Origin of the sequence: Pseudomonas aegrilactucae (assembly GCF_019168305.1) — a bacterium.
GTDB classification, from domain to species: Bacteria; Pseudomonadota; Gammaproteobacteria; order Pseudomonadales; family Pseudomonadaceae; genus Aquipseudomonas; species Aquipseudomonas aegrilactucae.
Map to the genome: position 1 here is coordinate 70,765 of NZ_JAHTBI010000072.1, position 20,174 is coordinate 90,938.

General features: G+C 67.2%; 23 protein-coding genes. 2 read left to right on the forward strand and 21 right to left on the reverse strand.

Annotated elements, in window-relative coordinates; all coding sequences use genetic code 11:
- Window positions 1-27: 27 nt before the first annotated feature.
- The 20 genes from KUO17_RS19425 to KUO17_RS19520 are packed head-to-tail and all read right to left on the reverse strand — an operon-like array spanning window position 28 to window position 17,984.
- Window positions 28-1,254: a beta-ketoacyl-ACP synthase gene (locus KUO17_RS19425; protein ID WP_217977138.1), complete on the reverse strand. Its 1,227-nt coding sequence runs from the start codon at window positions 1,252-1,254 to the stop codon at window positions 28-30.
- Window positions 1,254-1,982, reverse strand: a complete 729-nt coding sequence (gene fabG, locus KUO17_RS19430) for a 3-oxoacyl-ACP reductase FabG (protein WP_217977139.1) — start codon at window positions 1,980-1,982, stop codon at window positions 1,254-1,256. The genes KUO17_RS19425 and fabG overlap by 1 nt, the downstream gene beginning before the upstream one ends.
- Entirely contained in the window at window positions 1,975-2,445 is a 471-nt protein-coding gene (locus tag KUO17_RS19435) for a hotdog family protein (protein ID WP_217977140.1), read from the reverse strand. The genes fabG and KUO17_RS19435 overlap by 8 nt, the downstream gene beginning before the upstream one ends.
- Window positions 2,442-3,641, reverse strand: coding sequence for a beta-ketoacyl-[acyl-carrier-protein] synthase family protein (locus KUO17_RS19440; RefSeq protein WP_217977141.1), 1,200 nt, complete (start codon window positions 3,639-3,641; stop codon window positions 2,442-2,444). The genes KUO17_RS19435 and KUO17_RS19440 overlap by 4 nt, the downstream gene beginning before the upstream one ends.
- Entirely contained in the window at window positions 3,638-4,123 is a 486-nt protein-coding gene (locus KUO17_RS19445; RefSeq protein ID WP_217977142.1) for a hypothetical protein, read from the reverse strand. Before KUO17_RS19445 ends, KUO17_RS19440 begins: the two co-directional genes overlap by 4 nt.
- A complete protein-coding gene (locus KUO17_RS19450; RefSeq protein ID WP_217977143.1) occupies window positions 4,120-4,857 on the reverse strand; it encodes a class I SAM-dependent methyltransferase in 738 nt (245 codons plus the stop codon). The genes KUO17_RS19445 and KUO17_RS19450 overlap by 4 nt, the downstream gene beginning before the upstream one ends.
- Window positions 4,854-6,101 carry an NAD(P)/FAD-dependent oxidoreductase gene (locus KUO17_RS19455; protein ID WP_217977144.1) on the reverse strand — a complete coding sequence of 416 codons (1,248 nt, stop codon included), beginning with the start codon at window positions 6,099-6,101 and terminating at the stop codon, window positions 4,854-4,856. The genes KUO17_RS19450 and KUO17_RS19455 overlap by 4 nt, the downstream gene beginning before the upstream one ends.
- Window positions 6,088-7,248, reverse strand: a complete 1,161-nt coding sequence (locus KUO17_RS19460) for a cation:proton antiporter (RefSeq protein WP_217977145.1) — start codon at window positions 7,246-7,248, stop codon at window positions 6,088-6,090. The genes KUO17_RS19455 and KUO17_RS19460 overlap by 14 nt, the downstream gene beginning before the upstream one ends.
- Entirely contained in the window at window positions 7,245-9,563 is a 2,319-nt protein-coding gene (locus KUO17_RS19465) for an MMPL family transporter (RefSeq protein WP_217977146.1), read from the reverse strand. The genes KUO17_RS19460 and KUO17_RS19465 overlap by 4 nt, the downstream gene beginning before the upstream one ends.
- On the reverse strand, window positions 9,553-10,155 hold the full coding sequence (locus tag KUO17_RS19470) for an outer membrane lipoprotein carrier protein LolA (protein ID WP_217977147.1): 603 nt from the start codon (window positions 10,153-10,155) through the stop codon (window positions 9,553-9,555). Before KUO17_RS19470 ends, KUO17_RS19465 begins: the two co-directional genes overlap by 11 nt.
- Window positions 10,152-10,577, reverse strand: a complete 426-nt coding sequence (locus tag KUO17_RS19475; protein WP_217977148.1) for an acyl-CoA thioesterase — start codon at window positions 10,575-10,577, stop codon at window positions 10,152-10,154. Before KUO17_RS19475 ends, KUO17_RS19470 begins: the two co-directional genes overlap by 4 nt.
- Window positions 10,570-12,114: an HAL/PAL/TAL family ammonia-lyase gene (locus tag KUO17_RS19480; RefSeq protein ID WP_217977149.1), complete on the reverse strand. Its 1,545-nt coding sequence runs from the start codon at window positions 12,112-12,114 to the stop codon at window positions 10,570-10,572. Before KUO17_RS19480 ends, KUO17_RS19475 begins: the two co-directional genes overlap by 8 nt.
- Window positions 12,101-13,030, reverse strand: a complete 930-nt coding sequence (locus KUO17_RS19485; protein ID WP_217977150.1) for an LpxL/LpxP family acyltransferase — start codon at window positions 13,028-13,030, stop codon at window positions 12,101-12,103. The genes KUO17_RS19480 and KUO17_RS19485 overlap by 14 nt, the downstream gene beginning before the upstream one ends.
- Window positions 13,027-13,761, reverse strand: coding sequence for a glycosyltransferase family 2 protein (locus KUO17_RS19490; RefSeq protein ID WP_217977151.1), 735 nt, complete (start codon window positions 13,759-13,761; stop codon window positions 13,027-13,029). The genes KUO17_RS19485 and KUO17_RS19490 overlap by 4 nt, the downstream gene beginning before the upstream one ends.
- The gene (locus KUO17_RS19495; protein WP_217977152.1) at window positions 13,754-15,433 is read right to left on the reverse strand and encodes an acyl-CoA synthetase family protein; all 1,680 of its coding nucleotides are present in this window, start codon (window positions 15,431-15,433) and stop codon (window positions 13,754-13,756) included. Before KUO17_RS19495 ends, KUO17_RS19490 begins: the two co-directional genes overlap by 8 nt.
- Entirely contained in the window at window positions 15,430-15,975 is a 546-nt protein-coding gene (locus tag KUO17_RS19500; protein WP_217977153.1) for a COG4648 family protein, read from the reverse strand. Before KUO17_RS19500 ends, KUO17_RS19495 begins: the two co-directional genes overlap by 4 nt.
- Window positions 15,972-16,226, reverse strand: coding sequence for an acyl carrier protein (locus KUO17_RS19505; RefSeq protein WP_217977154.1), 255 nt, complete (start codon window positions 16,224-16,226; stop codon window positions 15,972-15,974). Before KUO17_RS19505 ends, KUO17_RS19500 begins: the two co-directional genes overlap by 4 nt.
- A 9-nt stretch (window positions 16,227-16,235) precedes the next feature.
- Entirely contained in the window at window positions 16,236-16,502 is a 267-nt protein-coding gene (locus tag KUO17_RS19510; RefSeq protein ID WP_217977155.1) for a phosphopantetheine-binding protein, read from the reverse strand.
- Window positions 16,483-17,289, reverse strand: coding sequence for a lysophospholipid acyltransferase family protein (locus KUO17_RS19515; RefSeq protein WP_217977156.1), 807 nt, complete (start codon window positions 17,287-17,289; stop codon window positions 16,483-16,485). Before KUO17_RS19515 ends, KUO17_RS19510 begins: the two co-directional genes overlap by 20 nt.
- Complete coding sequence (locus KUO17_RS19520) at window positions 17,265-17,984, reverse strand: beta-ketoacyl synthase chain length factor (RefSeq protein ID WP_217977157.1); 720 nt, start codon at window positions 17,982-17,984, stop codon at window positions 17,265-17,267. The genes KUO17_RS19515 and KUO17_RS19520 overlap by 25 nt, the downstream gene beginning before the upstream one ends.
- Window positions 17,985-18,264: 280 nt before the next feature.
- Between KUO17_RS19520 and KUO17_RS19525 the strand changes: the two genes are divergently transcribed.
- On the forward strand, window positions 18,265-19,038 hold the full coding sequence (locus tag KUO17_RS19525) for a ParA family protein (RefSeq protein WP_217977158.1): 774 nt from the start codon (window positions 18,265-18,267) through the stop codon (window positions 19,036-19,038).
- Here the strand turns inward: KUO17_RS19525 and trxC are convergent.
- Window positions 19,035-19,469: a thioredoxin TrxC gene (gene trxC, locus KUO17_RS19530; RefSeq protein ID WP_217977159.1), complete on the reverse strand. Its 435-nt coding sequence runs from the start codon at window positions 19,467-19,469 to the stop codon at window positions 19,035-19,037. The genes KUO17_RS19525 and trxC overlap by 4 nt on opposite strands.
- A gap of 150 nt (window positions 19,470-19,619) precedes the next feature.
- On the opposite strand from trxC, the gene KUO17_RS19535 reads away from it, so the two are divergent.
- Entirely contained in the window at window positions 19,620-20,099 is a 480-nt protein-coding gene (locus tag KUO17_RS19535) for a DUF4265 domain-containing protein (protein ID WP_217977160.1), read from the forward strand.
- The last annotated feature ends 75 nt before the right edge of the window (window positions 20,100-20,174 follow it).

Here is a 20,174-nt window from a genome sequence, read left to right on the forward strand (position 1 = left end):
CCATTCTCTCCAGCAGGTTGTAGGTAATCAGTGCCAGCGGCGGAAGATCAACGAAGTATTGACCCCGCCAAAGGCGAAATTGTTGTTCATCACGTGGTCGTTGCGCAGGTGGCGGAATTCGCCGCGCAGGTAGTCCAGCGCGCCGCACAGCGGGTCGACCTCGTCCAGGTTGAACGTGTGCACGTACTGGTCGCGGTTCATCATCTCGATGCTGAACCACGACTCCAGTGCACCGCACGCGCCCAGGGTATGGCCGAAGAAACTCTTCTGCGAGCTGATCGGCATGCGCGCACCGAACAGGCTGCTGGTGGCCTGGGTTTCGGCGATATCGCCCTGCTCGGTGGCGGTGCCATGGCCGTTGACGTAACCGATGGCCTCGGGCGCCAGTTGCGCATCCTCCAGCGCCAGTTCCATCGCGCGGCGCATGGTGGCCTGCTCGGGACGGGTGGTGTGCTGGCCGTCGGCATTGCTGCCAAAGCCGACGATCTCGGCATGGATGTGCGCGCCACGGGCCAGGGCATGTTCGAGTTCCTCGAGCACCAGCATGCCGGCACCTTCGCCGATCACCAGGCCGTCGCGGCCGCTGTCGTAGGGGCGCGGGCTCTTTTGCGGGGTGTCGTTCTTGAGGCTGGTGGCGTACAGCGCGTCGAACACCATGGCTTCGGTGGGGCACAGTTCTTCGGCACCGCCGGCGAGCATCAGCGGCAGGCGCCCGAACTTGATTGCCTCGTAGGCGTAGCCGATGCCCTGGCTGCCGCTGGTGCAGGCGCTGGAGGTGGGGATCAGGCGCCCGGTCAGGCCGAAGAAGATGCTGATGTTGGCCGCCGTGGTGTGCGGCATCATGCGCACGTAGGAGTTGGCGTTGAGGCCGTCGGCCACCGAGTTGAGCAGCATGTTGCCGAACGCCTTGATCTCGTCGGTGCTGCCGGTGGACGAGCCGCAGGCCACGCCCATGCGCCCGTCACGGATCATCGGGTCGCCCAGCAGGCCGGCGTCGCGCAGGGCGTTCTCGGCTGCTGCCACTGCCAGGCGCGATACGCGGCCCATGCTGCGCAATTGCTTGCGGGTCCAGGCGGCGGGCACCTTGAAGTCGTCGATGGGCCCGGCCAGGCGCGTGTTCAACTCCTCGAAGCGGTCCCATTCATCCATGCGGCGGATGCCGCTGCGGTTGGCGGCGAAGTTCGCTGCGATGCTGTCCCAGTCGCTGCCCAGGGAGGTGATGCCGGCCATGCCGGTGACCACGACACGTTTCATCAGCACAGCCCTCCATTCACCGACAGCACCTGACGGGTGATGTACGCGGCCTCGGCCGACATCAGGAAATTCACCGCGCCGGCCACCTCTTCGGGGGTGCCCATGCGCTGGACGGGGATCATTTTCAGCAGTTCCTCGACCGGCACGTGCTCATCGAGCATGGCGGTGTCGATCAGCCCCGGCGCCACGCAGTTGACCGTGATCTGGCGCTTGCCCAGCTCGATCGCCAGGGCCTTGGCGGCGCCGATCACACCGGCCTTGGAGGCGCTGTAGTTGACCTGGCCACGGTTGCCGATCAGCCCCGAGACCGAAGTGATGCACACGATGCGCCCCGGCTTGCGGCGGCGGATCATCGGCATGCTCAGCGGGTGCAGCACATTGTAGAAACCGTCCAGGTTGGTGCGCAGCACCTGGTCCCAGTCCTCTTCGCTCAGCGCCGGGAAGGCGCCGTCGCGGGTCAGGCCGGCGTTGCACACCACGCCGTAATAGGCGCCGTGGGCCTCGACGTCCTCACCGAGGATGGCCGCGCAGGCGGCGCGGTCGGACACGTCGAACTGCAGGATGCGCGCCTGCTGGCCCAGGGCGCGCACGGCCTCGGCCACCGCCTCGACCTCGGCGCGGCCGCTGCGACAATGCAGCACCAGGTCGTAGCCGGCACGTGCCAGGCGCAGCGCGATGGCGCGGCCGATGCCACGGCTGGAGCCGGTGACCAGGATGGTGTCAGTCATGGGGCGAATCCTCTGGGCCCGGTTCTGCGAGGTAGCTCGCAGCCTGTGGCGGGCGAAAAACGTTCAAGCGGGCCAGGGCATGGATGCCTGGGCCGTTCAGGTGACATTCGAACACGCCCATGCCGTTCTCGTCTTCGAGCGAGCGCAGGGCGTGCACCTGCAGCTCGGCGCCGGCGGGGAAGTGCTCGACATTGCATTCGAACTTGCGCGTGCCGAGCAGAAAGCCCAGCTCCACCGCTTTGCCTTGCTCGCGCGCACGACAGCCGGCATAGGCAGCGACGCTCTGCGCCATCAGCTCGATACCGACCCAGGCCGGCAGGCTGCCGTCCTCGCGGTTGAACAGCCCGCCGGGGCGTACGGTCAGGCGGGTGCGGATCTGCTCCTCGTCGAACGACTCGACCTGATCGATCAGGATCATGTCGCCGGCGTGCGGCAGCAGCTCGGCCAGGGGCCAGGTGTTCATGGCGTGTCTCCGAGAATCAGGCTCACATTGTTGCCGCCGAAGGCGAACGAGTTGCTCATCAGGTGGCGCACGCCCGTGGCGGACAGGCGCGACGGGCGGTCGATCAGGTTCAGCGCCGGCAGCGCGGGGTCGGGCTGCCCGTCCCACACATGCGGCGGCAGGTGGCCCTCGACGTTGCCCGGGGCCAGCGCCAGCCAGCAGAACGCTGCTTCCAGCGCGCCGGCAGCGCCCAGGGTATGCCCGGTCATGGGCTTGGTCGAGGAACACGCCAGCGTGGGTGCGAACAACTGCGCCACGGCCAGGCTCTCCATGGCGTCGTTGTGGCGCGTGGCGGTGCCGTGCAGGTTCAGGTAGTCGATTTGTGCCGGGGCCAGGCCGGCATCGGCCAGTGCCGTGCGCATGGCCTGCAGGGCGCCCTTGCCGGTCGGTTCGGGGGCCGAGATGTGGTGCGCGTCGGAGCTGGCCGCAGCGCCCAGCAGGGCAATCGCCGGGCCTTGGTCGGGGCGTTCGCGGGTCATCAGGAACAGCACCGCGGCTTCTCCGATGTTGATGCCGTTGCGGTGGGCGGAGAACGGGTTGCAGCGCTGCGCACTGACCGCTTCCAGGGCGCTGAAGCCGTTGAGGGTCAGCCGGCACAGGCTGTCGACCCCACCGCACACCACCGCATCGCACAGGCCCATCTCGAGCAGGCGACGTGCGCTCATCAGGGCACGGGCGCTGGAGGTGCAGGCGGTCGAGATCACATAGGCCGGGCCACTGCTCTGCAACCACTCGGCCAGAAAGTTGGCGGGCGCGCTCAGCTCCTGCTGGTGATAGTCGTAGCTGGGCGGGAACTGCTGCTCGCGCAGGTAATGCGCGATGCCTTCGCTGGCCTCGCCGATACCCGAGGTGCTGGTGCCCAGTACCACCCCGACACGGCCATTGCCGTAGCGAGCCAGGGCCTGGCGCAGTGGCGCCTCGATCTGCAGGGCGGCTTCGTACAGCAGCTGGTTGTTGCGGCTGTGGTGGGCGTGCAATGCCGGCGGCAATGCCAGCAACTCGCCCTGTACGGCGCCCACCGGCACGCTGCGCTCGGGTATCCAGCCCTGTTCTTCACGCATGCCCGAACCGTCACCGGCAAACAGGCGGCGCGCCACCTCGGCCTGGTCGCGGCCCAGGGCACACACCAGGCCCAGGGCATTGAGGTAGGCAGTCATGGCGTGTTCTCGCTGGGTAGGGGGCTGACTAGATAACGCAGGCCTTGCTCCAGGTTCAAGCGCAATGATCCCGACTGGCCATAGGTGACTGACCAACGGCTACCCAGGTGGCGTTGATTGCCCTGCTGCTGCGCCGTGGGGTAGGCGCGCTGCAGCTTGGATTGCGGCGTGAGGGCGAACAGCAGCGCGGCGAACAGCTCGCGCGCGGCTGGATTGGGCGGCAACAGGCCGTCGGCCTGCCAGGTGCCGTCCTGCAGCAACTGGCGCGCCTGGGGCATGCCCAGCAGGTCGAGCAGCGACCAGCGCAGGCGTGCGTCTTCCTGCTGGATCACCAGCAGCCAGTCCTGGCGCTGGCCGGCCTGCTCGCGCTGCACATGCAGTTGCAGCGGCAAGGCCAGCGTCGGCAACTGCGCGGGCAATGGCGGGTGGCTGGTGCAACCGGCCAGCCAGGCGAAGGCGAGTATCAGCAGCAGGCGTTTCATGGGGTGTGCGCCTGCAACGGTTTGCGCGCCACCACGTTGACCAGGGTTTCCTCGCGCTGGCCCACTGGTGGCGGCGTGCGCAGGCCGAAGCGTTCGAGCAGGCCGAAGTCGCTGGAACGGCTCCACCACAGGTACGGGTACGAGACGTTGTGGGTGTCGAATGCGAAGCCCTGGTCACGCAGCATGCCCAGGTAGCCCTCGGCGCTTTTCTGTACGTGCATGGGGTGGCGGAACAGCCAGCGGATCACCCAGGTGTCGATGTAGGCCTCGGTGGATTCGGCAAACAGCAGGTAGCCGCCAGGCTTCAACACGCGCCAGAACTCGGCCAGGGCTTTTTCCTGCTCCACCAGGTGGTGGAAGGTCTGGTGGCAGAAGACCATGTCGACGCTGGCGTCGTCGAACTGCAACGCGGCGCAGTCGCTGCCGCGCAGTTCCACATCCAGGCCCAGGCGCCGTGCCTCGGCTGCGCTCAGGTCGAGGCTGTGCGGGTCGGCATCGGTGCCCAGCAGGCGTGCCGGGGCAAATACCCGTTGCAGGTACTGGAACGACTTGCCCTGGCCGCAGCCCACGTCCAGTACCACCGGTGCCTGGGGCGGTTCGTTGTCGAACAGCCCGCGCAGGTCGTCGATCGCCACCCGCAGCACGTGGTGCTGCCAGGTGTGGCTGCGCAGGAACCAGAAGCCGAAGCGGGTTTCCTCGACGTAGGTCTTGCTCAGGAACGTCGGCTCGCTCATGCCGTCGGCCTTGCGCAGACCTGCGCCAGCATGCGCAGGCGCCGCTGCGGTTCGCTGACGAACGGGTTGCTCATGTCCCAGGCGTAGCCGGCCAGGATCGAGCTGATCATGGCGCGGATTTCCGGCGAGCTGGCCGGGTGGTAGATCACGTCCTGGAAGCTGCCGTCGTACCAGCCCTCGACGTAGGCGCGGAAGGTATCCACGCCACGCTTGAGCGGTACGGCGAATTCGGTTTGCCAGTCCACCGCTTCGCCCTTGAGCTGGCGGTCGAGCAGGCCGGCGGCCATGCTCGCCGAGCGCATGGCGATGGTCACGCCCGAAGAGAACACCGGGTCGAGGAACTCGGCAGCGTTGCCGAGCAGGGCAAAACCCGGCCCGTGCAGGCTTTTCACGTTGGCCGAGTAGCCACCGATGGTGCGTGCCGGGGTGTCCCACACGGCGTTGGCCAGGACCTTGTGCAGGCTTGGGGTCTGTGCGACGAAGGCTTTGAGGCATTCATCCAGGTCGGCGGGGGCCTGGGCAAAGTGCTCGGCCGCGGCCACCACGCCCAGCGAGCAACGGCCATCGCTGAACGGAATGGTCCAGAACCAGATGTCGCGTTTCTCGGGGTGGGTGGTGATCAGGATCTTGTCGCGGTCGAAACCGGGATGCTCGATGCGGTCTTCGATGTGGGTGAACACTGCCTGGCGCACCGGGAAGTTCGACGGCGCCTCCAGGTCCAGCAGGCGCGGCAGCACGCGGCCGTAGCCGCTGGCGTCGAGCACGAAGCCGGCCTCCACGGTGTACGCGCTGCCGTCCAGGCGACGGACCTGCACCTGCGGTCGCGGGCGCTCGAAGTCGGCGCCGACGATCTCTTGCTCGTAGCGGATCTGCACGCCCTGCAGCGCGGCCTGGTCGGCCAGCAACTGGTCGAAGCGCGCGCGCTGCACCTGGAAGGTGGTCGGACGGCCATTGCTGAAGGTTTCACCGAAGTCGAACGCGCTGTATTCCTCGCCCCAGGCGAAGGCCGCGCCGTTCTTGCGCTGGAAGCCGGCGGCCTCCAGGGCCGGGAGCATGCCGGCCTCTTCGACGAAGTCGATGCAGTGCGACAGCAGGCTCTCGCCGATGGAGAAGCGCGGGAAGCGCTGGCGCTCGATGATCAGTACATCGTGCCCCTGGCGTTTGAGCAGGGCGCCGGCGATGGCGCCAGACGGTCCAGCGCCGATGATCAGCACCGGGTGTTGTTGCAGTTCAGCGTTCGGCATGTGGCCTCCGTGCCGTGGGGAGAGTAGTCATGGGGATGCGGTGCAACCCGGCCAGCGCAGGCATCAGCGTGGCGACCAGGCTCATCAGCATCAGCGCGAAGTACAGCGCCGGGCTGATCAGGTGTTGTTGCAGCAGCAGGTTGAGAAACACGATTTCGCTCAGGCCGCGAATGTTCAGCAGCAGGCTCTCGCGCCATTTGCTTGCCCCGGCGAACGACGGCGTGGCCCAGCTCAGCCCCAGCCAGTTGCCGAGCAGCTTGCTGACGATCGGCGCCAGCAGCAGGGCACCCAGTTGCAGCAGGTCGAAGCCTTGCAGCACATCGTGCAGGTCGATCTGCACGATGCCGAAGGTGAGGATCAGCGGGATCGCCACGCCGTTCTGCAGGCGCTTGATCCAGGTGGGAGATAGCGGCATGCGCAGGCTGATCTTGCGCCAGGCCATGCAGGCCAGGTAGCCGATGCCGAAGATCAGCGCATTGAGCCTGTAGTGTTCGGCCACGAACAGCAGGGCGAAAAAGCCCAGGCTGTACACCAGCGGCTGGCGGATGCGCAGGGCATGGAGCACCAGCGGCACCCCGGCGCCCAGCAGCGGCAGCAGCAGGCTCAAGGGGTTCAGGCTGCCCTGGCCCAGACCGAACAGCAGCCAGCAGGTGAGGTCGATCAGGATCGCCGACTGCATCAGGCGGCGCGCGGCCGCCGGCGGGTAGTCGATATGGCGCAGGTACAGGTACAGCACCGGGATCGCGGTGATTGCGAACACCAGGCCCAGCGCCAGGGTGGTCAGCCACGGCTGTTCGCCCAGCAGCCAGGTGCCGCAGGCCAGGCCCGCGGCAAACGGCACCAGAAAGCTCGGCAGGGCGATCTTCAGGCTCTGGCGGTCGACCTTGAGCTCCACCACGTCACTGAGGATATGCCCCAGCAGCAGGGCGAAGCTGGCGCCATACAGGGTCTTGAGCCAGGTGGGCGCGATCAGTGCGGCGCCCGTGAGCTGCCAGTGCGGCTCGACCCACAGCAGCATCAGCAGTGGCAGGCCGAGGGCGGCCAGCAGCAACTGGCTGACGATCGGGATCAGCCCCAGGCGACGGCCCAGCTCGCTGGCGATGCCGAACAACAGCAGGGCGAACAACCAGAACAGCAGGACAGTCATGCGCTGGCGGCCTCCTTGTCGGTGGCCGCCCATGGGGCAAGCAGGAAGCTGAAGGCAAGCCCCAGGCTGACCGCCAGGCCGAAATTGCTTACCGCCGGGGTACCCGACACCGCCAGCAGGCCAAACGACAGCCAGGTGGTGGCCGCCGCCAGCAGCGTGCCGAGCAGGCTCACCGCGGCGCCGCCGATGCGTTCATGCATGAGGATCGCGTAGTCGACGCTGATCGCGGTCACCAGCAGCAGCCCGAACAGGCTGAACAGCGTCAGTGGCTGCCCCAGCCAGCCGAGGCTCGCCAGGCTGCACAGCGCCGCCAGCAGCGGCAGGGCGACGATGCGCAGGGCACCGCCCAGGCCGAACGGCAGCACCAGCAGCACCACGATCAGTGCGCAGGACAGTAGCTTGAGTTCGGCGGCGCTGATCTGGGTAGCACTGAACAGGCGGTTCAGCTCGCCGAGCCGGTCGACCAGTTGCACCCCTTGCAGCCCTTCGCTCTGCAGGTTGAGCAGCGCCGGGTCGTTGAGCCCCTGCAGGCTGACGACAGCCGCCACGCCCTGGGCATCGGCGCCCAGCCACAGGGTGCGCCACGGCTCGGCCAGCGGGCCGGCCAGGGCCTGGTCGATATCCTGCAGCGCCAGCGCCTGCAACTGGCCCAGCTCCGCCTGCAGCGCAGCCACCGGCACGCCCAGCGCCAGCAGCGGCTGCCAGTGGGCCGGCAGGTTGGCCAATGCCTCGCGCAGGCGCTGCTGTTCCGGTTGGCTGGCCACCAGGCGATCGAGGCTCATGAAGCCCTTGAGCTTGCCCAGTTCGACCAGTTCGTCGAGGCGGCTGGACAGGCTGTGCAGGCGTTCAAGCAATTGCGTCTGGTCGGCACCGCGCACCAGGTAGAACTGGCTGGTGGGCTGGTAACCGGTAATGCGCGCCACGGCCTGGGCCTCGGCTTGCAGTTGCGGCGGGCTGGCAACCCACTGGCGGATGTCGTTGTGGCTGTCCAGCTGCCACAGGCCACCGGCGCAGAACAGCATCAGCAGCGCCAGCAGCCAGGGGCTGGAGACCTTGTTCAGCAGGCGCTGACGCAGCGCCAGCAGCCACTGCGCGATACGCAGCGGCCAGTGCGCCGGCTCCAGCGTCATGCCCTTGAGCAACGCAGGCAGCAGGCACACTGCGGCCAGGTAGGCGCCGACCAGGCCGGCGGCGGAGAAGATCGCTATCTGGGTCAGCGCCGGGAACGGGGTGAAGGCCAGCGCCAGGTAGCCGATGCAGCTGGTGGCCAGGCTCAGGCTCATGCCCGGCAAGGTCAGCCGCACCGCCGGCCAGCTCTGCCACGGGCGCAGGCTCCAGCTCTTGGACAGGTAATGCAGCGGGTAGTCGACGGCCACGCCGATCAGGCTCGAACCCAGCACCAGGGTCATCACGTGCATCTGGCCGAACAGCGCCACGCAGGCCACTGCGCCAAACAGCATGCCCACCAGCACCGGCACGAAGGCCAGCAGCACGCGGGCGCGGCGAAACGCCAGCCACAGCAACAGCAGGATACCGACGGTGGCGCCGCCGCCGACCCAGGTGATTTCCTGGCTGGCCTGGCGTTGGCCATTGGCGGCGTAGAGCAGGCCGCTGGCGGCCAGCAACTGGCCGCCCACCTGGGCCGCCTGATCGCGTGACTGCGCCAGCAGGTCGGCGACCTGCAGCGGCAGCCTGAGGTCGAAGGCATTGCCCAGCGTGCGTGCGCGCAGCAGCACCCAGTGCTGGCCGTCGGCTTCGGCCAGCAGCGCGCCACTGGCGGTGTCCAGCTCTACTGCGGCGGGCTTGGGCTGGCTGTTCTGGATCAGGCCGGTCAGGCCCAGCCAGTCGTCCTGGCTGGGCACCAGGCTGAAGCCGGCAAAGGGGTCGTACAGGCGCTGTACACGCTGTTCGATAAAGGCGTGCGGTGTGTTGATCAGGGCCTGTCGGTCGCTGGCGGCGAGCATGGCTACGCGCCCGTCGAGCAACTGCTTGCGCAGCGCATCGAGATCGGCCTGCAGGCTCCACTGGACCTTTTCGAACAGCCCGCTGGCCTGCCATTCACCGCTCAGGCGCTGGGCCAGGGCAATCGCCTGGTCGCGCTCGGGGTGGCCGACCAGTACCAGCATCTCGCGGTTCAGCGGCGCCTGCATGCGCTGTTCGGCGCGCTGCACCAGCGGGTCCTGGGTGGCGCCGGGCACCAGGGTCATCAGGTCGGCCGACAGCGGCGCGCCGCTGTGCCATTGCCAGCCGGCAAGGGCGAGCACGCCGAGCAACAGCAGCGTGAACAGGCGCGGCAGCAGGCGCTCAGTCGGCAAAATCGGTGTGCTCCGCGTCGGTCAGGGCGGCGGCCTGGGTGCTTGCCGGCATGCGCAGCACGGTGCTGTCGCCCTGGGTTTCAAGCAGCTGGATCTGTTCCACGTAGCGGCCACCGGCGATGTCGATGCGGGTGAACACCTGCTTGAGCAGCAGCGAGCGCGGGGTCAGTTGCAGTTGCCAGTGCTCGGCAGTGCCGTTCAGGTTCAGGTCGAAATCCCGCTGCAGGCCGCTGCTGTCGCCTTGCAGCACGGCGAAGAACAGCCGGTTCTGCTCGGCCCCGGCGCTTTTGCCCGGCAGCCTCTGCCAGCCGTTGGCATCGCGCCGGGCGATGCCCTTGGCGTCGAGCCGGTAGTCCTGTTGCAGCGGCGTCTTGAGCAGCCACAGCAGGCCATGGTCGCGGGCCAGCACGAACTCGCCCTTGCTCACCAGCGGCTGGGGCAGGGCGCGCAGGTGCTTCTTTTGAATGAACGCACCCTTGATCACGGCAGGCTCACCCAACTGGCGGCTCAGCTCGTCGAGGCCGAATGCCTGGGCCAGCGACGCGCAGCCAAGCAGGCCGATCAGGGTAAGGCTACGCAGCACGCTTTTCATCCGAGCACCTTGTGCACCGCATCGACCATCACCCTGGGCGAGGCCAGCAGCATCTCGCGGCTGGCGATCTCGACCGCCACCTGCACGGTGCTGGCACGGGTCATGCGCTCGCCGGTGGCCAGGTCGCTGATCAGGTAGTTGATCTTGAGCCGGTTCTCCCATTCCACCAGGCTGGCGCGCACGTTCAGGCGCTGGCCGAAGGTGGCACCGCGCATGTAGCGCAGTTGCAGGTCGATCACCGGCCAGGCAAAGCCTGCCGCCTGCATCTGCTGGTAGTTGTGGCCCAGGTGGTCGAGCAGCGCGCAGCGTGCCACTTCGAGGTATTTGACGTAGTGGCCGTGCCACACCACGTGCATGCTGTCGACGTCAAAAAACGGCACCAGGATCTCGGTGTCGACGTGCATTACGCCCTGACTACGCATGCAACCTCCAGTGTTGGCTGGCGATGCGTTGCAGGCACAGGCGCAGCTCGCCTTCCAGCGCACGGTCCTCGATCACCGGGGCGAAGTCTTCGCGCAGTTGCACGTGCATCGCCGCCAGTGCCGGCGGCAGGCTGCGCGCGTCGGCTTCGAGGCTGCGCAGCCAGACGCCCTGGTTGGCGGCCAGCAGGGTGGCGGCGGCGACCTGCTCGGTCAGCTCCAGCACGCGCAGGGCATCGCGGGCGGCGATGGTGCCCATGCTCACCTTGTCCTGGTTGTGGCATTCGGTGGAGCGCGAGAACACGCTGGCCGGCATGGTGTGCTTGAGCGCTTCGGCGGTCCAGGCGCTGGTGCCGATCTGCACCGCCTTGAAACCGTGGTTGAGCATCGCACGCTCGGCCGGCGCCCCCGACAGGTTGCTCGGCAGGCCATGGCTGTAACGCACATCGACCAGCAGCGCGAGCTGGCGGTCGAGCAGGTCGGCCACATTCGCCACCAGGGTCTTGAGGCTGTCCATGGCAAAGGCGATGTGCCCACCGTAGAAGTGCCCGCCGTGCAGCACGCGTTCGGCCTCGGCATCGATGATCGGGTTGTCGTTGGCGCTGTTGAGCTCGATTTCGATAAAGCCGCGCAGCCAGTTCAGGCTGTCGGCCAGCACGCCCAGCACATGCGGCGCGCAGCGCAGCGAGTAGCGGTCCTGCAGGCGATGCAGGGGCGCGGTGGGGGCGTCGATGGCCAGGTCCTGGCGCAGCCACGCGGCCACCTGCATCTGCCCCGGGTGCGGCTTGGCGGCGAACAGGCGCTCGTCGAAGTGCTCGGGGTTGCCCTGCAGCGCTACCACGTTGAGCGCGGTGATGCGCGTGGCCAGCTTGAGCAGGTAGTCGGCGCGGGCGAAGGCCAGGCACGCCAGGCCGGTCATCACCGCGGTGCCGTTCATCAGGGCCAGGGCTTCCTTGGGCCGCAGCACCAGCGGCTGCCAGCCCAGTTCGCGGTGCACGTCCCCGGCACTGCGGCGCTCGTCCTTGTACAGCACCTCGCGCTCGCCGCACAGGGTGGCGGCCACGTACGACAGCGGGGTCAGGTCGCCACTGGCGCCCACCGAGCCTTCCTCGGGGATCAGCGGCAGGATGTCGTGTTCAAGGAACGCGTGCAGGCGCTCCAGCAACTCCACACGTACCCCGGACACGCCGTGGCACAGCGACTGCAGGCGCGCCGCCAGCACCGCACGGGTGGCCTGGGCGTCGAGCAGCTTGCCCAGCCCGCAGCCATGGAAGGTGTACAGGTGCTGTGGCAGGGCCTCGACGTGCTCCAGCGGCACGGCCACCACGCAGGAGTCGCCGTAGCCGGTGGTGACGCCGTAGATCACGCCTTCCTTGTCCAGCAGCGAGTCGAGGAACTGCGCGCCACGGGCGATGCGTGCGCGGTATTCGGCGTCGTCCTGCAGGCGCGTCGGCGCCTGGCGGCTGGCCAGGGCCAGCACGGCTTCGATGGACAGGGGCGACTCGCCGAAGGTGATCGGCTCCAGTTCAGGCTTGGTCATCGGTCTTCCAGAAAGGGTAGAAATTGAACCATTGTTGCGGTGCCTGCAGGCAGTAATGGCCCAGGCGCTCGGCGTAGCGCCCGGCACAGTCGGCGATCACCTGGTCACGCTGGCCGCGGCGCCATTGGATGGCCTCGGCGAACGGTTCGAGGATCACCTGGTAGCGGCCGTGCTGCTTGAGGCAGAAGAACAGGTTGGTACGGCATTTGAGCAGCCCGGCCAGCAGCCACGGGCCCTGCGGGAAGGCCGCCGAATGGCCGAGGAAGTCGGCCCGCACGGTGCGCCCGCCGTGCAGCGGCACGCGGTCGCCGGCAATCGCCAGCCACTCGCCGCGCTCCAGGCGCTGGCTCAGTTGCAGCATGATGGCCGGGTCCAGCTCGCTGACCTGGATCAGGCGCAGGTGTGTGGCCCCGGCCTCGCCCAGCAGGCGGTTGAAGCGCTCGGCGTGCTTGGTATGCACCAGCACGTTCATGGTCACCTGCTCGCCCAGCTCGGCCAGCGCGCGGCACACCTCCAGGTTGCCCAGGTGCGCGCCCACCAGCATCTGCCCGCGCTCGGCGCGCAGCTGGGTGCGCAGGTGCGCCGGGTCGACGATCTCGATCTGCTCGATGCCCAGCTTGCCGTTCCATACGTCGAGCTTGTCCAGCAGCGCATCGGCGAAGGCCATGAACTGGCCGAACACGCGGCGCGTGGTGGGGCGCAGTTGCGGCTGCCCGCTCCACCGGGCCAGGCGCTGCTGGTACTCGCGCACGCTGTGGCGGGCCTTGCTGGCGAAGATGAAGAAGTACAGCACGATGCCATACAGGATCGGGCTGAGCAGGCGCCGGCCGAGCACGCGCACGCCGAAGGCGGTGAGCTTCATCAGCCAGAAACTGCCGCGCTCCTGGTGGGCGGCCCAGTGCCGTTGCTCGCTCATGGCCGCCACCGTCGCCACAGGATCACGGGCGCGCGCAGCAGCATGCCGAAGAACAGCTTGGTGTGCATTTTCGAGATCAGCGCGTTGTCGTGGAACAGGCGAAAGTGCGACAGCCCATCCTGCGGGTAATGCACCCTGGTCGCCAGCCACTGCATCGGCTGGTTGCGCCAGGCCAGGCGCACCAGGATCTCCGGGTCGAAGTCCATGCGTCGGCCCAGCCTGACCGAGTTGATCAGCGCCAAGGTGCGCTCCAGCGGGTACACGCGAAAGCCGCACATCGAATCGGGAATCTGCAGCGACAGGCTGTTGATCCACACCCACACGTGGGTCAGGTAGCGCGCATACAGGCGGCCCTTGGGCACGCTGGTGTCGTATTGCGGGTAGCCGCACACCAGCGATTGCGGGTGCTGGCGCGACAGCGCCAGAAAGCGCGCCACGTCGCCCAGGTCGTGCTGGCCGTCGGCGTCCACCTGCAAGGCGTGGCTGAAGCCCAGGCGTGCGGCTTCGCGCAGGCCGGCCATGACCGCACCCCCCTTGCCCTGGTTGAGCGTCAGGCTCACCAGATGAATGTCGGGTTGTGTGGCCAGCTGCTGCAGCACCTGGGCGCAGGCCGGGCTGCTGGCGTCGTCGACCAGCACGCAGGGCAGGCCGGCGCGCAGCAGGTCGGCGACCACCGCCGGCACCGCGCGCTCGTGGTTGTACACCGGGATCACCGCACACGGCTTATGCATCCACGGCCTCCAGCACGATGCGCCCGCTGGAGCAGGGTGCGCCGGCGTTGCTGAAGGTGAAGTAGAGCTTGCCGCGTTCGGCATCGAAACGCAGGCTCAGTTCGAGTACGTCGCCGGGGCGCGCCAGTTGCTGGAACTTGAGCACTTCCATGCCGGCGAAGCGCCGTGGCCGGTCGAACAGTGGCTGGCCGAGGGCCAGGGCCCAGTCGACCTGGACCACGCCGGGCAGCACCGGGGTCCTGGGAAAGTGCCCGTTGAAGTAGGCAAGGTCGGCCGACACCGCCAGTTGCAGGCGCAGTTCGTCGCCTTCGCGCACCTGGCCAAGTACCTCCGGGCCCTTGGGGCGTGGCGCCAGCAGCAGTGCCTGCACGTCGGCCTGGGGCAGCTTGCCCTGGGCGTTGAACGGCAGTTGGCGCAGCAGGCGCCAGCGGCGCGGCAGCGCGATGGCTTCGCAGTGCCCGGCCAGGTGCTGGCGCAGGGCCTCGGTGACGGTGCGACGGCCGCTGTTGCGCAGGGCGTGCAGGCCGGCCGGGCTGAGTACCAGCAGGGCGCCGAGCGAGGCACGGTTTTCCTGCACCACGGCCAGGCGCGCATCTTCGACCCAGGCGTGCTGGAGCAGCGCCTGTTCGAGCATCGGCAGGGCAATGCGCTTTTCTTCGAGCTTGACGATGCGGTCCAGGCGGCCGAGCAGGCTGAAGCGGCCATCGTCGCTGAACGCGACGGCATCCATGCTGTGTTCGAGGTGGCCGGGTGGCAGATAAGGTGAGGCGATGCACAGCGCGCCGTGTTCGTTCTGGCTCAGGCGCACGTCGGCGAATGCCTGCCAGAGCGTGCCGCCCTGGCGCCAGGCGATGCCGCCGGTTTCGGAGCTGCCGAGAATTTCGCACGGCCATTGCCCCAGGCGCTGCTGCAGCGCCTGGGCGGCAGCGGCCGGCAACTCGCCACCGGAGGAAAACACCCGGCGCACCCGGCTCAGCGCCGGCCAGTCGAGGTTGTCGCCCATGCGCTTGAGCAGCGCCGGGCTGGCCACCCAGGCGAACGCCGGATGCTCGCGGCTGGCGCGTTGCAGGTCTTCGGGGAACGGCAACTGCCGACGCACCAGGCTGCGCCCGGCGCACAGCGGCCACAGCACGCGAAACAGCAGGCCATAGATGTGCTGGGTGGCGACGCTGCCGATCATGCAGGCCTGCCCGAGCTGCGCGCCCCACAGTTGCTCCAGGCCCAGCACTTCGCTGGCCAGCTGGCGCAGGTTTTTCTCGATGCGCTTGGGCTCGCCGCTGGAGCCGGAGGTGCACAGGCTCAGCAGCGGCGTGTCCAGGTTCAGGTCGGCGGCGGCCAGTGGGCTGCCCAGCAGTGTGTCCCACTGCGTGTCGCCTGCCTGGTCGGTCAGCCACAGGTCCACCTCGGCCTGCCAGCGCTGGCGGGTGTTGGCCTGCAGGTCGGCCGGCAGCAGCACGTGCACGCCTGCGCGCCAGGCACCGAGCAGGGCCACGGCGAGGTCGGCGGCGTCTTCCAGGTGCACGGCCAGGCGCGTTACGCCGCGCTGGTGCAGGCCGCCGGCCAGTTGCAGGGCCCGCTCGCACACCCCGGTGTGGTCCAGTGCCGGGGCGAAGGTAACCGTACGCGGGGCGTCGGTCGGGTGCAGCAGGTGCTCAAGGTTGATCCATTTCATGAGCGTCCTCGTACGCGTTGTCGTATCAGCCATTCAATGGCAAACAGCAGGCCCATCAGCCCGTAGGCGATCAGCCCGGTGTACAGCGTCCACCAGCTCAGCGGTGCCCATAGCGTCAGTGCCGCGGCGATCAACCCGTTGAGCAGGAAGAACAGGCTCCAGGCCTGGGTCACCTTGCGCGTATAGGGGATCGCCACCGCCGGTAGCTCCGGTTCGCTCAGGCGCGCCAGGCGTTCGGCGATCGGTGGGCCGACCTTCAGGCTGGTGCCGAACACCGCCAGCAGGAAGGCGCTGATCAGTACCGGGTACCAGCGCAGCAGGTGCGGGCTGTCGAACACCGCCAGCAGCACGCAGAACGCGATGGCCGCCAGGGCCATCCAGCGCCCGCCGGGCTGGCTGCGGTGGGTCAGCGCGCGGGCCAGCCACAGGCCGCCGAGCAACAGCCCGAACTGCCAGGGGGCCACGTGGGCCATGCCGAAATACACCGCAAAGGGGTACAGCAGACCGGCCAGCAGCAGCCCGAGGCCGATCAGGCGGTTCATGCCGCCGGGTTGACCAGGCGGTACACGGCCTCGACCACGTCATTGACGGTGCGCACCGCCTTGAAGTCGTCGGCGGCAATCTTCTTGCCGGTCTGGCGCTTGATGTGGTCGATCAGGTCGACGGCGTCGATGCTGTCGATTTCCAGGTCCTGGTACAGGTTGGAGTCCAGGCTGATGCGCGCCGGGTCCAGTTCGAACAGTTCGACCAGCGCGTCGCGCAGGGTGGTGAAGATGTCTTCGCGGTTTTGCATGATGCGGTCTCAGGCTGCCTGTTTGGCGGTGACGAAAGCCGCAAGGCTGGCCACGCTGGTGAAATGATTGCGGGTGTCCTTGGCGTCGGCGTCGATCTTGATGCCGTAGCGCTTCTGGATCGCCAGGCCCAGTTCCAGGGCGTCGACCGAATCCAGGCCCAGGCCTTCGCCGAACAGCGGCTGATCGTTGTCGATGTCGTCGGCACCGATGTCTTCCAGGCCCAGGGCCTCGATGATCAACAGCTTGATGTCATGGTTAAGGTCTTGCTGGCTCATCTGTGGCGAGCTCCTTGATGAAATGCTGATGCAGAAAGTCGTTCAGACGACGCGAGGCTTGCGGTGCAGGACCTGCGGCGGCAAAGGTGTGTGGTTCTATATCGGCACCCACGCGCAAACTGAAGTGCACGCGCCGTGCGGGAATGCGGTACCAGGGCTCGGCTTTGGTCAGGGTGGTGGGGCTGACCGTGATGGCGACCGGGGTGATGATCCGCGCACCGCGCAGGGCGATGGCGGCAGCGCCGCGATGAAAGGCCGGTGCCTGGCCCGGCTGGGTGCGGGTGCCTTCGGGGAAGATGATCAGGGTCTGGCCGCCTTGCAGTGCCTCGACGGCGGTGTCGAGCATGTCCATGCTGCCGTCGTTGCTGATGTAGCCGGTGGAGCGCACCGGGCCACGGGTAAAGGGGTTCTGCCACAGGCTTTGCTTGACCACGCAGTTGGCATCGCGCACCAGGCCGATGAGGAACACCACGTCGATCAGCGACGGGTGGTTGGCGATGATCATCTGCCCGGGCCGGCCGAGCCGCTCGGCGCCGCTGACGCTGTAGGTGAGCACGCCGGTGCGGCACATGAAGCGGATGAACAGCCAGAACAGCCGGCTCACCACCGCCCGCGCACGGCGCCGGTGCACCTGCGCATCGCCCGGCAGGCAGGCCAGCAGCGGGAACACCAGCACGCGCAGGCACAATCCGCCGATGCCGAACAGGCAGAAGCTTGCGGCGGTGGCCAGCAGACGCCAGTAATAGGCGTCGCGCGGCGTGTTCAAAGCGTGCGTTGCCAGTTCCATGTACGACGGTTCCAGGTATGGGTGCAGGTAGTGGCGCCACTCAGCGAGTTGCGCAGCCAATTCAGGGCATGGGGCCACGGCGTGGGGGCTGAGGCGTGGGGCGTATCGCTCAGACGAAGCGTCCATTGCTCGCCCGGGGTCAGCAGCAATGCCAGGGCATAGGGGAACGGTACGTCGTCGATCCACTGGCGGTAGGCCTGTGGCGGTTGTTCTTCGGTGATGATCAGCAGCACGGCCGGCGCGCCCTCGTGCAGGAGTGCGGCGGCCTCGACCAGGCCCTGCTCGAAACCGTCGCCGGCCGCAGCCAGTGCGGTCATCTCGGCGGTCTCGTTGCGCAGGATCGACCACAGGCCGATCACTGCATTGTGCACCGACAGGCTGAACTGGGTGGGCGACAGCGGTTGCGCGGCGGCCAGGTCGCTGAGAATCTCGAGGGTGCGCGGGGTTTCCCCGTGGCGCGACACGAACACCAGCGGCAGTGCCTCCAGGCCTTCGGCCAGCGGCCAGCCGACGCTGAACGCCATGCGTGCCAGGCGGCTCAGGCGGCGGCGCTGCAGGGCGGGCAGGAACGCCACATCAGGGGCGTGCTCGCCCGCTTCGGGCACGCACGGCGCGGCGCTCCAGGCCTGCCAGTCGGCAGCCGACTCGAGGCCCGGCGCCCAAGCGCGCCACTGACTGATGTTGAACGTGATCAAGATGGTGTACTTCCCGCCCTGAGGGACTTCCTTGCCGAAAGATGCCTCGGAACACGACCTCTGAGGGTGTGGCGCAATCGCCGAGTGGCGCGCATTATCCCGGTGACGCCGGTGTGTAGCAATGCTGGTGGTGGTAGGACAAGCAGATTTTGCTTCTGTTTAATACCGTCTATCTGTTACTTGACGTGTAGTACAACTCGGATTTTGTGGCTGGGCGGTGCTGGCTAAACCGGTGCAGCGCCCACATACTCGGTCGTTCCTGACACATGGAGGTTTGTACATGCGGCGCGTGGTGTTCAATCAGAAAGGTGGCGTGGGCAAGTCGAGCATCGCCTGCAACCTGGCGGCGGTGAGCGCCAATGAGGGGTATCGAACCCTGTTGATCGACCTGGATGCCCAGGCCAACTCGACCCAGTACCTTACCGGGCTGACCGGCGAGGACATCCCCATGGGCATTGCCGACTTCTTCAAGCAGACCCTGTCCTCGGGGCCGTTCGCCAGGAAGAACAAGGTCGACATCTACCAGACCCCATTTGAAAACCTGCATGTGGTGACCGCCACCGCGGAGTTGGCCGACCTGCAGCCCAAGCTCGAGGCCAAGCACAAGATCAACAAGCTGCGAAAGCTGCTCGAAGCGCTTGACGAGGATTACGACCGGATCTACCTGGATACCCCGCCGGCGCTCAACTTCTATGCGGTTTCAGCGTTGATCGCTGCTGATCGTGTGCTGATCCCCTTCGACTGCGACAGTTTTTCGCGCCAGGCGCTGTATGGGCTGCTGGCCGAGATCGAAGAGCTGAAAGACGACCACAACGAAGGCCTGCAGGTCGAGGGGATTGTGGTCAATCAGTTCCAGGCGCGTGCCAGCCTGCCGCAGCAGATGCTCGACGAACTGATCGCCGAGGGCTTGCCGGTGTTGCCGGTGTACCTCAACAGCTCGGTGAAGATGCGCGAATCGCACCAGGCCAGCTTGCCACTGATCCACCTGGAACCACGGCACAAGCTGACCCAGCAGTTCGTCGAACTGCATGCGTTGCTCGAAGAGGGCGCCTAGACGCCCTGGCTACGCAACCATTGCATGAGTTGCGGCAGCGGGAAGGCGCCGCTCTGGCGCGCCACTTCACGGCCGTTCTTGAACAGGATCAGGCTGGGGATCGAGCGGATGCCCAGTTGCCCGGCCAGTTGCTGGTTGGTTTCGCTGTCGAGCTTGGCCAGGCGGCAGCGCCCGGCCAGTTGGCTGGCAGCCTGTTCGAAGACCGGTGCGAACGACTTGCACGGCCCGCACCAGTCTGCCCACACATCGATCAGCAGTGGCAGGTCGCCCTTGACCTGGCTGGCGTAATCGCCCTGTTTCAACTCGAACGGGGTGTTCAGCAGCACCGCCCCCTTGCAGCGCCCGCACTTGGGCGCATCGCCCAGGCGCGCGGCGGGGATGCGGTTGAGGCCGTTGCAGTGCGGGCAGGGGATGTGGAGTGGGTCGGTCATGGCGGCGGTCCGGTGCAGGCGGTTGATGTCGGATATCTGGAGGTGATGAGTGCGGATTGCAAGGTGGCGTCGACTGGCTCCAGGTCTCTGTGGCGAAGAGGGTGTAATGGTTTAGCATGCGGCCTCTCTGAACAGGCTAGGGACAGACCGATGGATTGCCAACATTCGCTCCACATTCGCGTATTCGTCGACCGAAACAAACAGGGTGAGCCCGTGCACGAAACCGTGCCGGTGCACGAGGTGGGCGAGCATACCTATGAGTTGCTGTCCTCGCCGGGGCTGGCGCTGAACATGGCACGCGGCGACATCATCTGTACCGCCATCCCCGACCAGCATGTCGAGGTGGTAAAGCGTGGCGGCAACTTCTGCATTCACATCTATGCCAACGAGCTGCCACAGGATGCCGTGGACGGCCTGGAAGAGGCCGTGAAGACGCAGTTGGGCGGTACGCTGGATGGGCGCTACAAGGGCAACCTGACGCTGGCAGTGCCGGCCAGCAACGGCTTCGAGGCCATTTGCAAGGTGTTCGACGCGTTTCGTGAGCAGACCGGCGTGCAGTGGTACTACGCCAATATCTACAAGAACCTCAACGATGACGAGGATGAAACCCTGTTGAACTGGTGGCTGTAATGGCCCCTTCGCTGGCAAGCCAGCTCCCACAGGTCAGGTGTGCGCCGTAGAACCTTGTGGGAGCTGGCTTGCCAG

Coding starts and splice junctions, on each gene's coding strand:
- KUO17_RS19490 (WP_217977151.1), bottom strand. CDS start 13,761: ATGCATAAGCCGTGTGCGGTGATCCCGGTGTACAACCACGAGCGCGCG.
- KUO17_RS19485 (WP_217977150.1), bottom strand. CDS start 13,030: ATGAGCGAGCAACGGCACTGGGCCGCCCACCAGGAGCGCGGCAGTTTC.
- KUO17_RS19425 (WP_217977138.1), bottom strand. CDS start 1,254: ATGAAACGTGTCGTGGTCACCGGCATGGCCGGCATCACCTCCCTGGGC.
- KUO17_RS19515 (WP_217977156.1), bottom strand. CDS start 17,289: ATGGAACTGGCAACGCACGCTTTGAACACGCCGCGCGACGCCTATTAC.
- KUO17_RS19510 (WP_217977155.1), bottom strand. CDS start 16,502: ATGAGCCAGCAAGACCTTAACCATGACATCAAGCTGTTGATCATCGAG.
- KUO17_RS19440 (WP_217977141.1), bottom strand. CDS start 3,641: ATGACTGCCTACCTCAATGCCCTGGGCCTGGTGTGTGCCCTGGGCCGC.
- KUO17_RS19525 (WP_217977158.1), top strand. CDS start 18,265: ATGCGGCGCGTGGTGTTCAATCAGAAAGGTGGCGTGGGCAAGTCGAGC.
- KUO17_RS19495 (WP_217977152.1), bottom strand. CDS start 15,433: ATGAAATGGATCAACCTTGAGCACCTGCTGCACCCGACCGACGCCCCG.
- KUO17_RS19450 (WP_217977143.1), bottom strand. CDS start 4,857: ATGAGCGAGCCGACGTTCCTGAGCAAGACCTACGTCGAGGAAACCCGC.
- KUO17_RS19475 (WP_217977148.1), bottom strand. CDS start 10,577: ATGCGTAGTCAGGGCGTAATGCACGTCGACACCGAGATCCTGGTGCCG.
- KUO17_RS19460 (WP_217977145.1), bottom strand. CDS start 7,248: ATGACTGTCCTGCTGTTCTGGTTGTTCGCCCTGCTGTTGTTCGGCATC.
- fabG (WP_217977139.1), bottom strand. CDS start 1,982: ATGACTGACACCATCCTGGTCACCGGCTCCAGCCGTGGCATCGGCCGC.
- trxC (WP_217977159.1), bottom strand. CDS start 19,469: ATGACCGACCCACTCCACATCCCCTGCCCGCACTGCAACGGCCTCAAC.
- KUO17_RS19455 (WP_217977144.1), bottom strand. CDS start 6,101: ATGCCGAACGCTGAACTGCAACAACACCCGGTGCTGATCATCGGCGCT.
- KUO17_RS19505 (WP_217977154.1), bottom strand. CDS start 16,226: ATGCAAAACCGCGAAGACATCTTCACCACCCTGCGCGACGCGCTGGTC.
- KUO17_RS19435 (WP_217977140.1), bottom strand. CDS start 2,445: ATGAACACCTGGCCCCTGGCCGAGCTGCTGCCGCACGCCGGCGACATG.
- KUO17_RS19470 (WP_217977147.1), bottom strand. CDS start 10,155: ATGAAAAGCGTGCTGCGTAGCCTTACCCTGATCGGCCTGCTTGGCTGC.
- KUO17_RS19535 (WP_217977160.1), top strand. CDS start 19,620: ATGGATTGCCAACATTCGCTCCACATTCGCGTATTCGTCGACCGAAAC.
- KUO17_RS19445 (WP_217977142.1), bottom strand. CDS start 4,123: ATGAAACGCCTGCTGCTGATACTCGCCTTCGCCTGGCTGGCCGGTTGC.
- KUO17_RS19480 (WP_217977149.1), bottom strand. CDS start 12,114: ATGACCAAGCCTGAACTGGAGCCGATCACCTTCGGCGAGTCGCCCCTG.
- KUO17_RS19500 (WP_217977153.1), bottom strand. CDS start 15,975: ATGAACCGCCTGATCGGCCTCGGGCTGCTGCTGGCCGGTCTGCTGTAC.